The following is a 17,297-nucleotide window of genomic DNA, read 5'->3' as shown; positions in this document are numbered from 1 at the left end:
TGTTCGAACGCGGCGGACGGTTCGTCAGGGCGCGGGTGTCGCGCCGAGTGCCCGGCGAATCGCCCGCGTGACGGGAAACTCGTCACCGTCGTTGCTTTCGAGCGTCCTGGGCCCCGAGGGGAACAGCGGAGGCTGGGCCATGAAGCGTGGCCGGGTACCCCGGTGGGGCTGCGCCGCGTGCACGATGAAGGGGTGGCACAGGTAGACGGTTCCCGCGTCACCGGTGGCCAGCGCTTCAGGACAGTGGGTGGTGGTGTCGAGCCTGCTCGCGATCTCCATGAAGCTCAGTCCCGCGGCGCCTTCCGGGGCGAGGAGTCTCGCGATGTCCCGGTGAGAGCCGACGCGGATGCGCGTGGGGGCGTCGTGCTCTCCGACGTCGGAGAACAGGAACAGCATCAGCAACGCGCGCCCCTGGGAGGCGACATTGGCGCGCCACTCGAAGAAGGAGCCCGTTCCTCCATCCGGAGGCGGGAAGCTGGTGTCGACGTGCCAACCGTCGTCGCCGGGATTCTCGGCGCTGGGGAAGCGGACGGGAAAGCTGCCCAGGCTCATCCGGGGAGCCCATCGCCCCGGACCGACGAGCTGGTCGTACGCGGCCCTCAAGCGTGGAGTGTTGGCTGCTTGTCGGAAGGGCTCCTGGATGTATTCACCGAGCCGGATGACGGGACGTGTCCAGGTGGATGGGTCCTCCGGGGAGCAGCCCGTATCGCGCCAGAGGATGTCGCGCGCGGCGTCCGCGACCTGTCTGGGAAATGCGTCATCGAGCCGGACGAAGCCTTCCTCGATGAACTGTTGGACCTGGGCATCGCTCAGAACAGACATGGGGGCAGGGTGGGGAGGGGTCATGGAATCGTCCTCGGCTCAATGCCTATCGATGGATGAAGGACAGACCGCCCAGGGTGAGCGGTCCTACGCGGAGGGCGCCACGGCCGGCGACACCTGCTCGCGAGGCGGAAAGATGGCCTGTGCGGCACCGGAGACCAGCGGCGACGCGTCCTGCTGGAGCCGCTTCAACCGGCCCAGGCGCTCCGGCGTCCATCCACGCCCCGGCGCCGAGTCGCGCACCAGGCACCACACCGCCACGCGCCGTGCCTCCGCGCTCCCGCTCATGGTGAGTCGGGCCTCCACGGCTTCCAGGTCGCCCACGGGCAACGTGTTCACCGAGGTACGGCACGCCTCCAGCGCATCCGCATGCAGGTGGCCCGCCTCGCCCATGTGGACCAGTCGCTCCGCCAGCTCCCGAGGCGCCAGCGCCGCCGTGGCGCACCGCACACGCAGCGGCGCCAGGCGGCTGTCCTGGGAGAGAACCTGCTGGGCCGCGCGCGCCGCCAGCACGTAGCTGGCGCGGGACTTCACGTCGAGGCGCAGGAGCTGTTCCAGCGCCACGGTCAACGCGCGCCGGTCCGGGGCCACTGCTTCCAACATGCCCTCCAATCGCTCCAGGTCATGCTCATTGGAGCGATGGAGTACGGCCCGCATGGCCGCGCCCCCCTCGTCATCGTAGGGCGACGCCAGCCGAGCCCCACAGGCGGAGAGGAAGGTCCGCTCGACATCCTTCACGCCGAGCCACGCCGCGCGCTGGAGCAGTTCAATGCGCGCCTCCGGCTCGGGCCGTGCCAGCACCCGTCCGAGCAGCGCGGACAGCTTGCGGTCGGAGTCCTCGGTGAGCCGGTCCGCGGGAACGTCGCCCAGGCGCGCGGCCATGACCCAGTCGGCGTCCTCCACCGCACGGGCGAAGACAGTCCAGGTGGGCTCGCGCTCCAGGTGGTCCCAGAGTGCGCGCAGCATGGCGATGCGCACATCCCGATGCAGGCGCATTCCATCCAACTCAAGGAGTCGCTCGTAGGCGGCGTCCGCGCGCAGCTCCCCCAGCAGGCGCACCACCTCCTTGGCGACGGTGACCTTGGTGAGCGGGACGCTGGCCAACAGCGACAGCACAGGCCCGGGAGGCATGCCGTTGAAAGCACGTCGCAGTCCGTAGATGGCGACGCGCGCGCGGGCATCCTCCAGGCAGCGCAGCAGCGTCGGCACCCCCTGGCCCTGGTCGCACCGCGACAGGACCTGGATGGCCTTGTCGCGCACCGCGAGCCGCGCGTCATCCACCAGCGCGCACAGCCCCTCCATCGGCGCCCAATCCACCGCCGCGAGCGTCGCGACGCCCCAGAGCAACGTCGGCGTGTCGCGCTCCGGGTCCTCGACCAGCCGCCCCACCGCGTTCGAGTACAGGGCGCTCTGCTCCGACGTCCACCGATGGAAGCCGTTGGCGTTGAACGCCAGCAGCCAGCCGGTCTTCGCCGTCGCGAAGCGGCCCGTGATGACGGGCGCGCTCAGGTAGGGCGTCAGCAGCTCCTGCCTGCGGCGGTGCAGGTACGTGTGAACGACGGGGAAGCAGATGACGCTGGCATCAGACCGCAGCAGCCGAGGCAGCAACCCGTCAAAGGCCTTCCACGCCCTGGAGCGGAGCACCGTCAAGGCGGAGTGCGCCTCCTTCCCCATGTGGAGCGCCACACGCTCCAGTGCGGAGACGAGCTCGGGGTGCAGCGGCCGCGCCTCCTCCTCCGCGTGGGCCAGCGCGATGATTTCGGAGAACCAACCCCGGTCGTGGAAGCGCCGGACCACGGCGCCCACGGTGGACTCGAAGCCCGCCCGGTCGTACTTGGACTGCCACTGGGCCAGCCCCAGCGCCAACAAGGACCAGGGCGTCTCGTCGCGAATGGACGCGGCGAGCTCAGACAGGCCCGGCACCAGGCTCACACGCTCGCCCAGGCTGCTCACCAGTGCCAGCAGCGGCCCCCCACGCTCTCGCTGAGCCCAGCCCCGGGCGATGCCCAGGAGGTGGGGCGCGGCGGTGCGCACCTCGTCATCCGTGAGGAACTCGCCCAGGCGCGTGTTGAAGAGCTGGCCGCGCTCCTTGAGCAGGGTGGCCAACCACGTCGCGCCCCAAGCGGGAGCCCGGGCGAAGGTGCGCAGCAGCAGCGTCTCCGCGAGCACCGCGGTCCGATGGGACAGGTCCGCCGCATCCAGCGCGTCGCGCAGTATCCGTCCCACGGCCTCGGTGTGCTCCGCGCGCCACACACGGCGGGGCCACAGCACGAGCGCACCCAGCATCGCCATGCGCACGGGGTCCTGCTCGTTCTTGCGTGCCAGGACCAGGGGCAGGGCGCGGTCCACCAGGGCCGGCTCGTCGGCGCGCAACCCGGGGATGGCCAGCAGCGAAGCCAGCGCCTCGCCGCGGATGTTGCCCTCCGGGTGGCCCAGATGGGACTTGAGGACCGCTTCTGCCTCGTCCCACGAGAGCAGCCGCGCGTACTCCATGCGCGGCAGGGGGCGGGTGCCCAGGGCGACGACCTCGTGGAGGTGTCGGCGCGCCTCGCGCTCACGCAAATCGTTGGGCAGCGCGGTCAGCGTGGCAGGAGGGATGATGCCCTCCGGATTCCTCGCGGCCACGCTCCAGCGCGCGTGGACGCGGTCTCGCTCGTGCGTGTCGGGGATGGAGCGGAGCAACTGCGCGCCCCAGTCCGGAGCCACATCCACGGCCGCGCACCACGCCTCGACCACGGCGCGACGGGCGGATTCGGAGAGCCGGGGCAGCAAGGTCCTGGCGTCCCCCAGCGTGATGGGCGCGCGGCGAACGAGCCACACGAGCGCCTCCTCGCTCAATCGCGGCGCGGCGCGGGCGAACTGCTTCTCGAAGACAGGGGCGTGCTCATGCCGCTGGAGCAGCGCCACGGCGGCCTCGGGCCGATGAAGCACCAGGCAATGCCAGTCATAGGTGTCGGGGTGGATGTGGCGGGAGAGCAGCAGCTCGAACACTTCCAGGGCTGCGTCGGGGGCCTGATCGGCGATGCGAGGCAGGTACGCCCGGAGGTACATCCGCGTCACGGGGTCGGGCTCGCCCGTCACCGCCTTCAGTCGCGCGGAGAGCACCTCCGCGAGGATGCCGGGGGCGTCGTGCGCCAACCGGTTCCAGAAGCGCATGCTGGGGCGCGTGAGGGCTCGGGGAAGGTGGCGGCGGATTCCCTCCGGGGTGGCCCAGGGGACGGCGTCAGCGAAGTCAGGCACGTCCGCACAGGAGGCCAGCCCGTCGAGATACGCATCGATGACGCCCCTCCGCTCGGTCCGCACGAGCCCTCGGAGGAGTCCATCCTGCCGGCGAACGATGCGCGCCATCTTCAGCGCCTCCAGCGCCTGCGTGTCGTCACAGGCCAGGGGCACCAGATGGTAGGCCAGGGACCGGACGCGAGCGGACACGTCGGTGGTGGCGGAGAGCACCTGCCGCCCATCGCGCCAGCTGTACTGGGCGAACAGCGCGAGCTGCCGGTCATGGGCATCGCCCTGGGACAAGTGCCCAAGGACCTCTCGGACCTCGGGGTTCGTCGGCGCGAGGCGGCCCAACTCCACCATCCTGGTGACGCGAGCATCGTGGTGGGTCGCGGACAACTCGGCGCGCAGCTCGGTGAGGCGAGTCTCGTGCATGGACGCGGGAGACTGGCCGACGTTCCCGGGCCTGACAACCCCTCCCGGCGGGGAGTGGAATGAGCGACGGCCCCTGTCCGCGCAGCCTGGCTGCCCAGGACGCGGAGGCAGGACTCGGCGCTTGCTCTCGGCGTGGAGCCGCTGGGGCGAAGCGGGCCCTGTGCTGGCGTGCATCTGTGAATCCACTTGTATGAGAATCGTGCAGTGCGCTGCACTGCCTTCTCGGGAATGCACAGCCAGCGACGACCAGGATTTGCCAGGGCTCCGTATCTCTCTCGGCTACCTCAGTCGATGTCCCTTCCAGGAGAGAGAAGCATGTTTGGAGCCGTGCGAATTTCCAAGCTCGTGACAGCCCTTGCATCCACCATCGTCGCACTGGTCTCGGCCCCGGCTTTCGCCGGACCTGTATGGTTCGACACGACGGCCGCGATGCGGAGCGCGGCAGGCTTTCCCATCACGAACCGCAACGACGTGGGCTGGGCCTACGCGAACCGGAGCGCGGAGGCGGTGTGTGCCTATTATGGTTACGCGCGAGGGATGTACACCGGCGACCAGGACGGTGAGTTGATGGGCATCCATTGTTTCACCTCGGACATGGTGACCTGGCAGGATATCCCTGGCGGCGATGCGCGGGCGTGGGCCCTGTGGCAGGGCAGCTCCATCTCGCTTGATTCGCAGGCGGCCTACAACGCGGGCGCCATCGCGGATAACGAGTGTGGCTCCTTCTACAACACGGGGTTCTTCACGGGCTTCGCGGACACGTCGGCGGATCTCTTCGGACTGGTCTGCATCCCGAGCACCCACGTCGCGGTTCGCGGGGTCGACACCAATGACTCTCGCTTCCCGTTCCTCAGTGGCATGAACCCGCCGTTTGCTTCGTGGTGGCACCTGCGCGGGTCCATCAACCGGGTCTGCCAGTACTTCGGTTACACCACGGGCACGATGGATGGCTACGCCAACACCGGTGTCCCGTTCGTGCTGAACCTCGGCCTCAAGTGCATCTACTGAGCTGGGAACACATCCTCGACCTTCGCATCGGGGACGGTGGTTGAAGGGGAGAGGTGGGCCCTCGGCGTGAGCAGGGGCCTCCTCTCCACGAAGCTCAGGCTCAGGTTGCCTTTACTTCAGGCAGGCCCCGAGGTCGGTGGAGATGCTCCAGTAGCTCGTCTCGCCAAACTGGGCGAAGTAGCCGCAGTTGCATCGGGCCCTCCCCACGGGTGTCCTGTAGAAGTAGTCGGAATAGTAGTAGGTCTCCCAGTTTCCAAAGCAGTAGTCCGGGGTCGGGCCGCTGGGGCCTGGCTCACCTGCGTCGGGTTCCCCGGCATCAGGCGAGCCCCCGTCCTTGTCGCCCGCGTCTGGGTCTCCCGCATCCTCCTCCCCAGCGTCGGGTTCTCCGGCGTCCTCAGCGGTTCCCGAGTCATCGAGAACCAGCGCTCGCTCGCTGTCGCCGAGAAGAGTCTCCTCGTGCTCGAACGAGAGTTCGTCAGGGGCGCAGCCCGTCAGCATGAGGGTGGCCATCCCCAGTGCGCCGCAAAGACTCCGTTCTGCTCGCATGTCTTCCTCCCGGGTTGAGAGGGAGCGTGACGGAGTCAGACGAGGCGAGGCAATCCCAGATATGTGGGGTGATTCGTCGCGATGCCGCCACGGCCCGACCTGCCGGGGGCGCGGTGTGCACGCCCCCGGAGCCCTGAATCAGAGCTGGTTGATCATGATGAGGTTTCCACAGGTGTCATCGAAGATGGCCCCCATGACGGGCCCCATCTGCGTGGGCTTCTGCCGGAACTCCACGCCCAGGGCGCTCAGCCGCTCATAGTCCTTCTGGATGTCCGAGGACATGAGCGCCGTGGCGGGAATGCCATCCGCGAAGAGGGCCTTCTGGTACGTCGTCGCCGCCGGGTGCCCATTGGGCTCCAGGACGAGCTGGGTGCCATTGGGGTCCTCGGCGGAGACCACGGTGATCCACCGCGCACCTCCCGCGGGAACGTTCACCTTCTCCACGAAGCCCATCTTCTCCGTGTAGAACTTGAGCGCCTTTTCCTGGTCATCGACGAACAGACTGCAGAAGGGGATTCGCATCGTTCCCTCGGGAGGTGATGGAGTCGCCACGGGGCATCCGGACGACGTTCAACCACTTTGTTGAGCATAGCGGCGACGAAGTGACAGTCAACCACCTGGTTGTGAGTATGCGGGACGCGCTTCACTCAGTCGCCCGTCTCCTTCGCGCGAGCGCGGACCTCGGAGGCGAACAGCTCGGCGGCGGGAGCACGGGGCGCGCCCTTGCGCCAGAGGAGGGCGGCCAGCTCGGAGCGTGGCGCGGGCGCAAGCCGCTTCACCACCAGTCGCTCCACGTCCGCGAGCCGGGGCTCGGGCAGCACCGTGACGGCCAGCCCCGCGCGGACGATGGCGAGCACCGTGGCGACCGCGTTCGATTCGAGCGCGATGCGCGGGGACAGGCGCAGCGTGGCGAAGTACGCATCCACGCGAGAGCGCACGCGCAGCCCGGGGGAGAGCAGGGCGAAGGGCTCGCTCGCGAGCTGCCGGGCCCCGACCGACTCCGCTGACGCGAGCACATGCCCGCGCGACACGACGAGCGCGAGCCGGCTGTCGAACACGGCCTCCGTGTCCAGGTCCGGCGAGCGCGCCGGCGCATAGCCCAACCCCACGTCCAGCTTTCCATCCGCCAGTCGTCGCTCCAGCCGCCGCACCACCGCCTCCTCCGCGCTCAACACCAGCCCTGGATGGCGGCGCAATACGGCGGCGAGCGCGGGCACGACGAGGCCTCGCATGCTGGGCGGATAGCCCACGCGCAGCGAGCCCGTTGCCAGGCCCCGCAGCGCGCCCACCGCCATCCGACCCGCGTCCACATCCTCCAGTGCCCGCGAGGCATAGGTGCGAAACAGCTCCCCCGCCTGCGTCAGCCGCACCCCGGTCCTGGCCCGCTCGAAGAGGGGTGTACCAAGTTCCTCCTCGAGCTGGCGAATCTGCTGGGACAGCGTGGGCTGGGAGACGTGGACCCGCCGCGCGGCCCGGCCGAAGTGCAGCGTGTCGGCGACGGCGGTGAAGTAGCGCAGGTGCCTGAGCTCCATGATGCCATCATAGATGGTGCCTATCGACTCCATGCGAACAAACGAATGTACGAATCGAGCCCGGACCGTAGAACTTCCCTTGTCACGGAAGGAAGGACTGCGATGAAGGCCTCGGACCTGTTCGTCAAAGCACTCGAAGCGGAGGGCGTGCGCTGCGTCTTCGGACTCCCCGGAGAGGAGAACCTGGACCTGCTGGAGTCGATGCGTGCCTCCGGCCTGCGGCTGGTCGTCACCCGGCATGAGCAGGCGGCCGGCTTCATGGCGGCGACATGGGGGCGGTTGACGGGGCGAGCGGGCGTGTGCCTGGCGACGCTGGGGCCGGGCGCCACCAACCTCGTCACGCCCGCCGCGTACGCGCAGCTCGGCGCCATGCCCATGGTGATGCTCACCGGGCAGAAGCCCATCAAGGCGAGCAAGCAGGGCCACTTCCAGATTGTCGATGTGGTGGGGATGATGCGCCCGCTCACCAAGCAGACGCGCACGCTCGTCTCCGCGGAGCACATCCCGTCGGCGGTGCGCGAGGCCTTCCGACGCGCGGAAGAGGAGCGGCCCGGCGCGACGCACCTGGAGTTGCCCGAGGACGTGGCGCGTGACTCCACCGAGGCCGCGCTCCTGGCCCCCAGCGCCTGGAAGCGGCCCGTGGCGGATGAAGGCTCCATCGCGCAGGCCGTGGAGACCATCGCCTCCGCGAAGCGGCCCCTGCTGATGATTGGCGCGGGCGCCAACCGGAAGCTCACGTCGGAGATGCTCCGCGTCCTCGTGGACCGGGTGGGCATTCCCTTCTCCAGCACGCAGATGGGCAAGGGCGTCGTCGATGAGTCCCACCCGCTGTGGATGGGAACCGCCGCGCTGTCCGACGGCGACTTCGTCCACCGCGCCATCGAAGCCTCCGACTGCATCATCAACGTGGGCCACGACGTCATCGAGAAGCCGCCCTTCGTCATGCGCGACAGCCGCCGCGCCGTGGTCCACCTCAACTTCTCCTCGGCGGAGGTGGACCCCGTCTACTTCCCGAAGCTGGAGGTGACGGGCGACATCGCCAACGCCGTGTGGCGCATCGCGGAGGGACTGGGCTCGCGCACGAACTGGGACTTCACGCCGTTCGAGAAGGCTCGGGCGGGATTGGAGGCGCAGCTCGCGAAAGGCTTCGCGGATGACCGCTTCCCCATCTACCCCGCGCGACTGGTGGCCGAGGTGCGCCGCGCGCTGCCGGACGACGGAATCGTCTGCCTGGACAACGGCATGTACAAGCTGTGGTTCGCCCGCTACTACCGTACGCGGCGGCCCAACACGCTGTTGCTCGACAACGCGCTGGCGACGATGGGCGCGGGGCTCCCGTCGGCGATCGCCGCCAGGATGGTGCACCCCCGACGCAAGGTCGTCGCGGTCTGCGGAGACGGTGGGTTCATGATGAACTCGCAGGAACTGGAGACGGCGGTGCGCCTGGGCCTGGACCTGGTGGTCATCGTCGTACGCGACGATGGTTACGGAATGATTCGCTGGAAGCAGGGGGAGATGGGGCTGCCGGACTTCGGCATGGCCCTGGGCAACCCCGACTTCGTCCGCTACGCCGAGGCCTACGGCGCCAGGGGCCACCGGCCCACGAGCGCGTCGGAGTTCGGCGCCACGCTGGCGCGCAGCCTCGAAGCGGGCGGCGTCCACGTCATCGACCTGCCCATCGACTACTCGGACAACACCCGCGCGCTCGGCGTCGGGGACAAGGAACTCGAGGTGCTCCATGCTGGCTGAACGCTACCCGTACTATCTGGCCAACCGTCCTCGCCGGCCCAACGCGGACCTGCCCGTCGTCGACAAGTACTCCGGAGAGGTGGTGACGCGAGTCGCGCTCGCGGACGCCGCCGCCGTGGAGGAGGCCATCGCCTCCGCTGTTCGCGCCGCCGAGCCCATGCGCAAGCTGCCGGCCCACGCGCGACAGTCCGTCCTGGAACACTGCGTGCGCCGCTTCCAGGAGCGCGCGGAGGAGCTGGCCCAGGTGCTCTGCATCGAGGCGGGCAAGCCCCTGCGCGACGCACGCGGTGAAGTCACGCGCCTCATCGAGACCTTCAAGGCCGCCGCCGAGGAGGCCGTGCGGGGCGGGGGAGAAGTGATGGACCTGGAGGTGTCGCCGCGAGCGGAGGGCTACCGAGGCTTCACCCGTCGCGTGCCGGTGGGCCCCGTGTCGCTCATCACCCCCTTCAACTTCCCGCTCAACCTCGTCGCCCACAAGGTCGCCCCCGCCATCGCCGCGGGCTGCCCCTTCATCCTCAAGCCGTCGGACCGCACACCCGTGAGCGCGATGCTGCTCGCGGAGGTGCTCGCGGAGACGGCCCTGCCCGAAGGCGCCTTCTCCGTCATCACCCCCTCGCTCGCGGACATCGGTCCGCTCATCGAGGACGAGCGACTCAAGCTGCTGTCGTTCACCGGCTCGGAGAAGGTGGGCTGGGACCTCAAGGCCCGCGCCGGACGCAAGAAGGTGGTGCTGGAGCTGGGTGGCAACGCGGCCTGCGTGGTGGACCGCGAGCCCGGCGCCTCGCTGGACGTCATCGCGGACCGGGTGGCGCACGGCGCCTTCTTCCAGTCGGGGCAGAGCTGCATCTCCGTGCAACGCGTGCTCGTGCATGCCTCGCACTACGAGGCGCTCAAGGAGCGACTCGTCACCCGGGCTCAGGCCTTGCTCGCGGGCAACCCCCGGGACGAGGCGACGACGCTCGGCCCCATGATTGATGAGCCCGCGGCGCGGCGACTCGAAGGCTGGATTCAGAGCGCGGTCGCGAAAGGCGCTCGCGTGCTGACGGGCGGTGGTCGCAAGGGCGCGCTCTTGGAGGCCACCGTGGTGGAGGGCGTGCCCGCGGACGAGCCGCTCTGCGCGGAGGAGGCCTTCGGGCCGGTGGTGTTGCTCCAGTCCTTCACGTCCTTCACCGAGGCCCTGCGCACGGTGAACGAGGGCCGTTACGGCTTGCAGGCCGGCCTCTTCACCAATGACCTGTCGCGCGCGATGCGGGCGTGGGACGAGCTGGAGGTCGGCGGAGTCGTGGTGGGTGACGTGCCGAGCTTCCGCGTCGACACGATGCCCTATGGCGGTGTGAAGGGCTCGGGGCTGGGACGGGAGGGCGTGAAGTACGCCATCGAGGACATGACCGAGCCGAGGCTGCTCGTGCTGCGGCAGCGGGCGTCGAGCGAAGACTGAGCTTCAAGAAGCAACGACGGTTCGACAGCCGGTGGCATCCCCTGTACGTCGAGGGCCTTTCCTGGAAGGCCCTCCATGCTCAAGTCGATGCTCACCCTGTTGGTCCTCGCGCTGTCGTCTCCTTCGGTCGCCGCGTCTCCGAGCGCGGATGAGAAGGCCGTGCTCGACGGGCTCCACGCCGCGTGCGAGGCCTTCCAGAAGGGCGATGTCGCCTTCCTGGAGGGCTTTCTCGCCGACGGCTTCACCCAGATGGACTCGGCGGGAAACGTGACGGACCGCGCGGCCACCCTGGCCGAGGTCCGTGCGAAGGAGCCTCGCTACGAGGTCTTCCGCAACCACGACATGAAGGTCCGCCTCTATGGCGACACGGCGGTGGTGATTGGCATCACCTCCGTGAAGGGCGTCTCCGGTGGCTCGCCCTTCGACGTGGACTTCCGCTTCACCGACACGCTCATCAAGCGCGACGGGCGCTGGCGGATTGCCGCGAGCCACATCTCGCGACTTCCCAAGGCCGCGCCTCCCGCGACGACTGGCAAGAAGTAGCCCGCCAGCCGTCACGCGGGGCCGTGCTCAGCGGATGACGGTGTAGCCGGCGTGGGCGTGGTCGCTGACGCCCTCCGTCTTCACCTGGGCGCTGGTGTCGGTGTCCAACCCGCCCGACACCCAGACCTGGTCGAAGTTGTCGCCGTTGGCCTTCTTGCCGCCCACCACGCGGCGCAGGCCCGCGCCCTCCAGCGCGTCGCCCACGTTCTTCGTGGAGTCGTTGAAGTCGCCCATCACCACCAGCTCGCGCGCCGGAGGGCCCTTCGCCTCCGCCCGGGCGATGTCGGCCAGGTACGCGAGCTGTTTCGCGCGCAGCCCGCTGGACTCGCTGCCCGCCGCGAGGTGCACGTTGATGATGCTCTTCTCCCTGCCGTCCGGCCCCACCACGCGCGTCACCAGCGCGGTGCGCGGCTCGGAGGGGCTGTTCTTGCGCAGCGCCTCGTTGCGCTGACCCAGCTCGTTGCGCTCCGCGTCGGTGACCTTGCCGTCGCCCAGCGCGGCGAGCTGCTCCGGCGAGGACACCGTGGGGCCGCCCGACTCGGCGGCGGGCAGGGTGATGGTGTACGCGTCGACGACCTTGTCCGGCGCGCCCACGTACACCGCGTTGCCGTACGTCGCGTCCGCGCCGCTGTCGCCCTTGATGTTCCGGTCATCACCGGAGAAGGACTCGCCCGTCACCAGCGTGCCCTCGGGCGTCTGGTAGAGCGTGGTGCCGTCGTTGCCCTTGCGGATGGCCGTCGCCGGCGCGTCCTCGCCGATGGGCACCGTGGGCACCGTTCCGGACTTGAAGGCCTCGAACGCCGGATTGAGGTGGGTGACGACACTCAGCGCGGTGTTGGCGTTGCCGCTGCGGTCGACGTTGATGTCCACCTCCTGGAATCCCGCGATGTTCGCGCCCGTCTCGCGGATGAGCCGGGCCTGGTCCTCGCGGTTGTCCTCCGTGCGGTACTTGGAGCCCGCGCCGTTGGCCAGGTTCAGTGTCAGCACGCCAGAGCCGTTGCCCACGTCCGGCAGCTCGTTCGCCTTCACCGGCTTCGAGTACCCCTCCGGTGGCGCGGGGTTCAGCTCCGGCCGGGTGGGACTGGGGCCCGGCGACGGCGACGGCGTGAAGGAATCCTTCGGCGTCTCCGCGGCGCTTCCATTCTTCGCCCGGGCCTCGTTGCCGACAGGGGCGGCGGCCGGCTGCTGAAGGACGTTCCGGGCCCAGCGACCCGCCACATTCCAGATGCTCATCGTCGACTCCTCGCGTTCCGTGAGGGAGCGCACGGCCAGGCGCCGCGCGCCCCGAGGGCTCTCTGCACGAACCCCGAGTGTCGCTCAGCCCCGACATCCCAGGATAGCACGCCGGGTCGTTTGGACCCCGGGAGTCGCTGTCCCCGAGCTGACGCCTCGTGGGCCGCAGGGCGTCCGGGCTCGGAGAAGTTCATGGACGCGGCCCACTCATACCGCTAGTAGGTTTGACCTCAAACATTCACCCGAGGGTGGAGGCACCCGCCAGGGCACACCGTCCGGTGCGCGCTGGCTCGCACGCGTCCCGCCACGAGAGGCCCGAGACATGGTTCGTACAAGCTCCCTGCAGTCGCTGCTGTTTGCCCTGCCCACCGAGGCCTCCGGTGTGGAAGGGGCCGCGCCGCCCTTGCCCGTGCCGGTGCCGGAGGGCGCCTGGGGTGGACTGGAGCTGTGGCAGTGGGCGGGGCTGGGCGTGTTGGTGGCGGGAGCGTGGCTGTTGGGGCGGGGCGTGGAGTGGCTGGTGATGCGGCTGGTGGACCGGGCCACGTCGATGACGAAGTCCGGCTGGGATGACCAGCTGGCGGCGTCGGCGCGAGGGCCGGTGCGCTACCTGCTCTTCGTCGTGCTGGTGGCCTCGGGGCTGTGGGCGTTGAAGCTGCCACCCGTGGCGAAGCACGGCGTGGAGCTGGTGGCCCGCTCGGTGGGGCTGGCCGCGGTGGGGTGGTTCCTCCTGCGCTTCGTGAAGCTGGCGGCGGGCTTCGTCGAGCAGACGGTGGCGCGCGAGGAGCAGGGCGGCAACGTGGCCCGCGCGCGCGGATTGCGCACGCAGCTGTCGGTGCTGCGCCGGGTGATTGAAGTGGCGGTGGTGCTCATCTGCGCGTCGCTGCTGCTGCTCCAGTTCGAGGCGGTGCGCAACGTGGGCGTGTCGCTCCTGGCCTCCGCGGGCATCGCCGGCCTCTTCATCGGCCTGGCCGCGCAGAAGTCCATCTCCACGCTGCTCGCGGGCATCCAGCTGTCCATCACCCAGCCCATCCGCATCGGCGACACCGTCATCGTCGAGAACGAGTGGGGGTGGGTGGAGGAGATAACGCTCACCTACGTCGTCGTGAAGGTGTGGGACTTGCGCCGGCTGGTGATTCCCATGGGCCACTTCCTGGAGAAGCCCTTCCAGAACTGGAGCAAGGTGTCGCCGGAAATCATGGGCACCGCGGAGCTGTACGTGGACTTCCGCACGGACGTGCCCTCGGTGCGCGCGGAGCTCAAGCGCGTGCTGGAGCAGGAGTCCAACGGCCTGTGGGACGGCAAGGTGCAGGCGCTCCAGGTGACGGACCTCTCCGAGCGCACCATGAAGCTGCGCGCGCTGGTGAGCGCGTCGGACTCCGGCAAGGCCTTCGAGCTGCGGTGCATCGTCCGCGAGAAGCTCATGGCCTTCCTTCGCGGGCAGCCCCACGGCCTGCCCATGGTGCGCACCGAGGCGAGCCTCGCCGAGTCCGATTCGCCCCTGGCCGCGGTCCGCCCGGGCCTCGGCGCCCTGGCCGCGCGGTCTGGCGACTGAAGGACTTCTCCACGAAGGGGGCCGGTGTCGGTCCAGGAGGGTGACGCAGCCGGGCGAGGGGCTTCTGTTGACCGGTGAACACTTCCTTCCCGTGCTCAGGGGAGGGGTGTGTTGCCGGTATTCACCGGAAAAACGGAAAGTGCGGGTCCGTCTCCGTCGACGCGCGCGGGTTGGCGTTGCGCACGTCCTGGGGACCACACGCGGAGGCCGTGCGATGCGGCCGCCCGCGGTGATCCGCGTCGCACCACCCACCCACCGAGGAGCGCTGCCCATGAAGCGGTTGATTCCGTTTGCCCTGTTATTGCTGAGCCCCACCGCGGCCTTCGCTGAAGCCGAGGACAAAGAGCTGTGGATTTCGCTGGGCTCCGACGCCCTGGCCCCTGTTTCGGAGGCCTTCGCTCGTGAAGGCTGGAGCGTCCCCGCGCCCTCGCTGTCGAAGGAGGACGTGGTGGTGATTCCCGTGCGCGAGTCGCAGCTGTCGCGCATCGCCGAGGTGATGCACGACCGGTTCAACCGCTGTGCGGGGTTCGTGACGTTCGAGAGCCGTGACGAGGCGGAGCAGTCGCTGGTGCCCGCGTCCGACGCGTCCACGCGCGACCTCATCACCTACACCATCGACAACGCCACCACGGCCAACTGCCTCATCGGCCAGATGACGGAGGCGAACGTCCGCAGCACCATCAACTCGATGGCCGCGTACACCACGCGCTACTACACGTCGAGCACGGGCGTGAGCGCGGCGAACTGGCTGCGCAGCCGCTGGGCGACCCTGGCCGCCGGCCGCACGGACATCACGTCCGAGCTGTTCACGCACACCGCCTGGGCGCAGCCCTCCGTCATCCTCACCATCCGGGGCACCACGCTGCCCAACGAAGTCGTCGTGGTGGGTGGCCACCTGGACTCCATCTCCTCTGGCAGCACGGCGCCGGGCGCGGATGACAACGCCTCCGGCATCGCCTCCTTCACGGAGGTCATCCGGGCGGCGGTGGCGTGCAACTACCGGCCGCAGCGCACGGTGAAATTCATGGGCTACGCGGCCGAGGAAGTGGGCCTGCGCGGCTCCAAGGAGATCGCCGCGTATCACAAGAACAACGGCATCAACGTGGTGGGCGTGCTCCAGCTCGACATGACCAACTACCGGGGCACGTCGGCCGACGTGGGCATCGTCACCGACTACACCAACTCCGCGCAGAACACGTTCCTGCGCAACGTCATCAACACCTACGGCGCTGGCATCACCCACGTGAACACCACGTGCGGCTATGCCTGCTCGGACCACGCGTCGTGGACGAACGCGGGCTTCGCGGCCTCCATCCCGCATGAGGCTGTCGTGAGCCAGGGCAATCCCTACATCCACACGACGGGCGACACCATCGCGAAGTCCGGCAGCACGGCCAACCACGCGCTCAAGTTCTCCAAGATCGCCGCGGCCTTCGTGGCGGAGCTGGCGAAGGGCCCGACGGGCCCCTAGTTTCGAAAGCGCTGGGCTCCCCGTTCCGTCGCGCCGCCCGTCTCGAGGGCGCGGCGGGACGCGGGGGCCGCTGTCGTCTGTCGTCGCGCACGGAAGGTTGAACCGGTACGCTCGTCCGCCATGGCCTACTCGGCGGAAATCAGCCGCACCGCGCCCGCGTGCATCCTCCTCTTGATTGACCAGTCCGGGTCCATGGATGACCCCTTCGGTGGACCGGGTGGCTCGCGGAAGAAGGCCGAGGGCGTCGCGGACGTCACCAACCGGCTGCTCCAGAACCTGGTGGTGCGCTGTGCCCGCGAGGAGGGCATCCGCGACTACTTCCACCTGGGCGTGCTGGGTTATGGCGAGCGCGTGGGCTCCGCGTTCTCGGGCCCGCTCGCGGGTCGGGGGCTGGTTCCCATCAGCGAGATTGGCCACGCCCCGGCGCGGCTGGAGGAGCGCACTCGGGAGCGAGAGGACGGCATGGGGGGACTGGTGCGGGAGAAGGTCCGCTTCCCCGTCTGGTTCGAGCCGGTGGCGCACGGCCCCACGCCGATGTGCGAGGTGCTCTCCCGCGCGTCTTCCCTGGTGGGGGACTGGCTGCGCGAGCACCCCGAGGGCTTTCCTCCCATCGTCGTGAACGTCTCCGATGGGCAGCCCACGGATGGAGACCCGACCGCCGTCGCGTCGTCCCTGCGCGCGCTGCGAAGCTCCGACGGCGCGGTGCTGCTGCTCAACGTGCATCTGTCATCGAACCCGGCGACGCCCATCCAGTTCCCCGACGCGGAGGTGGGGCTTCCGGACGCTCATGCGCGGCTGCTCTTCGACCTGTCCAGCCCGCTGACCCCGGGGATGCTCGCCGCCGCGCGAGAGGAGGGGCACGCGGTGCGGGAGGGGGCCCGGGGCTTCGCCTTCAACGCGGACATCGTGTCGCTCATCAAGTTCCTGAACATCGGAACGCGCCCCAGCAACCTGCGGTAGCCCCGGCCAGGACGTCGTCACGTGAGAATCCAGATCGAGGCGATGTGGGTGCAGAAGGCGGGCAATACGCCCACCGAGAACGAGGATGCATGCGCGCCGGAGCAGTCGTCCACGTTCGAGGGCGAGGTGCTGCACGTCGCCGTCGCCGATGGCGCCACGGAGAGCCTTTTCTCGGGCCTGTGGGCCCGGCTGCTCGCGGGGGAGTTCGCCGAGGGGCGGATGGGTGAGCCCTCCGCGCTGCTCCAGGCCCTGCCCGGGCTGCAGCGGCGATGGCACGCCGACGTCGGGAGTCGGGACCTTCCCTGGTACGCGCGGGAGAAGCTCCTGGAGGGCGCGTTCGCCACGCTGATGGGGGTTCGACTGGAGGCCGCGCGCGGTGGCGACGCGGTGGGCACCTGGACGGCGCTGGCGGTGGGGGATTCGTGTCTCTTCCAGGTCCGAGGAGACCGGTTGGTGCGGTCCTTTCCCCTGGAGACGGCCGCGTCGTTCGGCTCGCGTCCGTTCCTGGTGTCCACGCAGTCCGGTCAGAACGCGCGCGTGGGCGAAGCGGTGCGGACCGAAGTAGGGGACGTGCGTCCTGGAGACATCCTGCTGCTGATGACCGATGCGCTGGCCCACTGGTTCCTGTCCGAGCACGAGCGGGGTGGGGCGCCCTGGCTCGCGCTACCCACGGGGACGTCGGAGGACCTCCCGGTGTCCTTCGCTCGCTTCGTGGATGGACTGCGGACAAACAAGGTCATCCGCAACGATGACGTCACGTTGCTTCGCGTGACGGTGGGGGCGTGAGGT

At 69.3% G+C, this 17,297-nt stretch carries 14 protein-coding genes; 8 read left to right on the top strand and 6 right to left on the bottom strand.

Going from position 1 to position 17,297, the window contains the following annotated elements; all coding sequences use genetic code 11:
* Positions 1-24: 24 nt before the first annotated feature.
* Both HUA75_RS18740 and HUA75_RS18735 read right to left on the bottom strand, forming a co-directional pair.
* The gene (locus tag HUA75_RS18740) at positions 25-846 is read right to left on the bottom strand and encodes a phytanoyl-CoA dioxygenase family protein (protein WP_254627638.1); all 822 of its coding nucleotides are present in this window, start codon (positions 844-846) and stop codon (positions 25-27) included.
* A 63-nt stretch (positions 847-909) separates the two neighbouring features.
* Complete coding sequence (locus HUA75_RS18735; protein WP_254627637.1) at positions 910-4,476, bottom strand: hypothetical protein; 3,567 nt, start codon at positions 4,474-4,476, stop codon at positions 910-912.
* A gap of 429 nt (positions 4,477-4,905) precedes the next feature.
* On the opposite strand from HUA75_RS18735, the gene HUA75_RS18730 reads away from it, so the two are divergent.
* On the top strand, positions 4,906-5,484 hold the full coding sequence (locus tag HUA75_RS18730; RefSeq protein WP_217446145.1) for a hypothetical protein: 579 nt from the start codon (positions 4,906-4,908) through the stop codon (positions 5,482-5,484).
* 111 nt (positions 5,485-5,595) lie between these two features.
* Here HUA75_RS18730 and HUA75_RS18725 read toward each other — a convergent pair whose 3' ends face one another.
* From HUA75_RS18725 to HUA75_RS18715, 3 genes are all read right to left on the bottom strand, one after another.
* A complete protein-coding gene (locus tag HUA75_RS18725; RefSeq protein ID WP_174487052.1) occupies positions 5,596-5,994 on the bottom strand; it encodes a hypothetical protein in 399 nt (132 codons plus the stop codon).
* A gap of 174 nt (positions 5,995-6,168) precedes the next feature.
* Positions 6,169-6,552, bottom strand: coding sequence for a VOC family protein (locus HUA75_RS18720; protein WP_174455099.1), 384 nt, complete (start codon positions 6,550-6,552; stop codon positions 6,169-6,171).
* A gap of 125 nt (positions 6,553-6,677) precedes the next feature.
* Entirely contained in the window at positions 6,678-7,562 is an 885-nt protein-coding gene (locus tag HUA75_RS18715; protein WP_141640891.1) for a LysR substrate-binding domain-containing protein, read from the bottom strand.
* Positions 7,563-7,664: 102 nt separating this feature from the next.
* On the opposite strand from HUA75_RS18715, the gene HUA75_RS18710 reads away from it, so the two are divergent.
* From HUA75_RS18710 to HUA75_RS18700, 3 genes are all read left to right on the top strand, one after another.
* Positions 7,665-9,311 (top strand): acetolactate synthase large subunit, encoded by a 1,647-nt coding sequence (locus tag HUA75_RS18710; RefSeq protein WP_174487188.1) that lies wholly within the window; start codon positions 7,665-7,667, stop codon positions 9,309-9,311.
* Positions 9,301-10,749 carry an aldehyde dehydrogenase family protein gene (locus HUA75_RS18705; RefSeq protein ID WP_174487187.1) on the top strand — a complete coding sequence of 483 codons (1,449 nt, stop codon included), beginning with the start codon at positions 9,301-9,303 and terminating at the stop codon, positions 10,747-10,749. Before HUA75_RS18710 ends, HUA75_RS18705 begins: the two co-directional genes overlap by 11 nt.
* Before the next feature lie 75 nt (positions 10,750-10,824).
* Positions 10,825-11,292, top strand: coding sequence for a nuclear transport factor 2 family protein (locus HUA75_RS18700; RefSeq protein WP_174455103.1), 468 nt, complete (start codon positions 10,825-10,827; stop codon positions 11,290-11,292).
* Positions 11,293-11,319: 27 nt separating this feature from the next.
* On the opposite strand, the gene HUA75_RS18695 is transcribed toward HUA75_RS18700, so the two are convergent.
* Positions 11,320-12,525 carry an endonuclease/exonuclease/phosphatase family protein gene (locus HUA75_RS18695; RefSeq protein WP_174487186.1) on the bottom strand — a complete coding sequence of 402 codons (1,206 nt, stop codon included), beginning with the start codon at positions 12,523-12,525 and terminating at the stop codon, positions 11,320-11,322.
* Between the two features lie 322 nt (positions 12,526-12,847).
* Between HUA75_RS18695 and HUA75_RS18690 the strand changes: the two genes are divergently transcribed.
* From HUA75_RS18690 to HUA75_RS18675, 4 genes are all read left to right on the top strand, one after another.
* The gene (locus HUA75_RS18690) at positions 12,848-14,077 is read left to right on the top strand and encodes a mechanosensitive ion channel family protein (RefSeq protein ID WP_174462274.1); all 1,230 of its coding nucleotides are present in this window, start codon (positions 12,848-12,850) and stop codon (positions 14,075-14,077) included.
* Between the two features lie 271 nt (positions 14,078-14,348).
* Complete coding sequence (locus HUA75_RS18685; protein ID WP_174487185.1) at positions 14,349-15,548, top strand: M20/M25/M40 family metallo-hydrolase; 1,200 nt, start codon at positions 14,349-14,351, stop codon at positions 15,546-15,548.
* A 120-nt stretch (positions 15,549-15,668) separates the two neighbouring features.
* A complete protein-coding gene (locus HUA75_RS18680; RefSeq protein ID WP_174476474.1) occupies positions 15,669-16,508 on the top strand; it encodes a VWA domain-containing protein in 840 nt (279 codons plus the stop codon).
* A 21-nt stretch (positions 16,509-16,529) separates the two neighbouring features.
* Positions 16,530-17,294, top strand: coding sequence for a protein phosphatase 2C domain-containing protein (locus HUA75_RS18675; RefSeq protein ID WP_174476473.1), 765 nt, complete (start codon positions 16,530-16,532; stop codon positions 17,292-17,294).
* Positions 17,295-17,297 lie beyond the last annotated feature (3 nt).

This window comes from Myxococcus sp. CA040A (assembly GCF_013336725.1).
Classification (GTDB): domain Bacteria; phylum Myxococcota; class Myxococcia; order Myxococcales; family Myxococcaceae; genus Myxococcus; species Myxococcus llanfairpwllgwyngyllgogerychwyrndrobwllllantysiliogogogochensis.
The sequence above is the reverse complement of the archived record's forward strand: the minus strand, read 5'-3'. Positions and strand labels throughout refer to the sequence as shown.

Bases quoted from the DNA above. Each gene is read 5' to 3' on its own strand.
- HUA75_RS18740 (WP_254627638.1), bottom strand. From the start codon at position 846: ATGACCCCTCCCCACCCTGCCCCCATGTCTGTTCTGAGCGATGCCCAG.
- HUA75_RS18735 (WP_254627637.1), bottom strand. From the start codon at position 4,476: ATGCACGAGACTCGCCTCACCGAGCTGCGCGCCGAGTTGTCCGCGACC.
- HUA75_RS18730 (WP_217446145.1), top strand. From the start codon at position 4,906: ATGCGGAGCGCGGCAGGCTTTCCCATCACGAACCGCAACGACGTGGGC.
- HUA75_RS18725 (WP_174487052.1), bottom strand. From the start codon at position 5,994: ATGGCCACCCTCATGCTGACGGGCTGCGCCCCTGACGAACTCTCGTTC.
- HUA75_RS18720 (WP_174455099.1), bottom strand. From the start codon at position 6,552: ATGCGAATCCCCTTCTGCAGTCTGTTCGTCGATGACCAGGAAAAGGCG.
- HUA75_RS18715 (WP_141640891.1), bottom strand. From the start codon at position 7,562: ATGGAGCTCAGGCACCTGCGCTACTTCACCGCCGTCGCCGACACGCTG.
- HUA75_RS18710 (WP_174487188.1), top strand. From the start codon at position 7,665: ATGAAGGCCTCGGACCTGTTCGTCAAAGCACTCGAAGCGGAGGGCGTG.
- HUA75_RS18705 (WP_174487187.1), top strand. From the start codon at position 9,301: ATGCTGGCTGAACGCTACCCGTACTATCTGGCCAACCGTCCTCGCCGG.
- HUA75_RS18700 (WP_174455103.1), top strand. From the start codon at position 10,825: ATGCTCAAGTCGATGCTCACCCTGTTGGTCCTCGCGCTGTCGTCTCCT.
- HUA75_RS18695 (WP_174487186.1), bottom strand. From the start codon at position 12,525: ATGAGCATCTGGAATGTGGCGGGTCGCTGGGCCCGGAACGTCCTTCAG.
- HUA75_RS18690 (WP_174462274.1), top strand. From the start codon at position 12,848: ATGGTTCGTACAAGCTCCCTGCAGTCGCTGCTGTTTGCCCTGCCCACC.
- HUA75_RS18685 (WP_174487185.1), top strand. From the start codon at position 14,349: ATGAAGCGGTTGATTCCGTTTGCCCTGTTATTGCTGAGCCCCACCGCG.
- HUA75_RS18680 (WP_174476474.1), top strand. From the start codon at position 15,669: ATGGCCTACTCGGCGGAAATCAGCCGCACCGCGCCCGCGTGCATCCTC.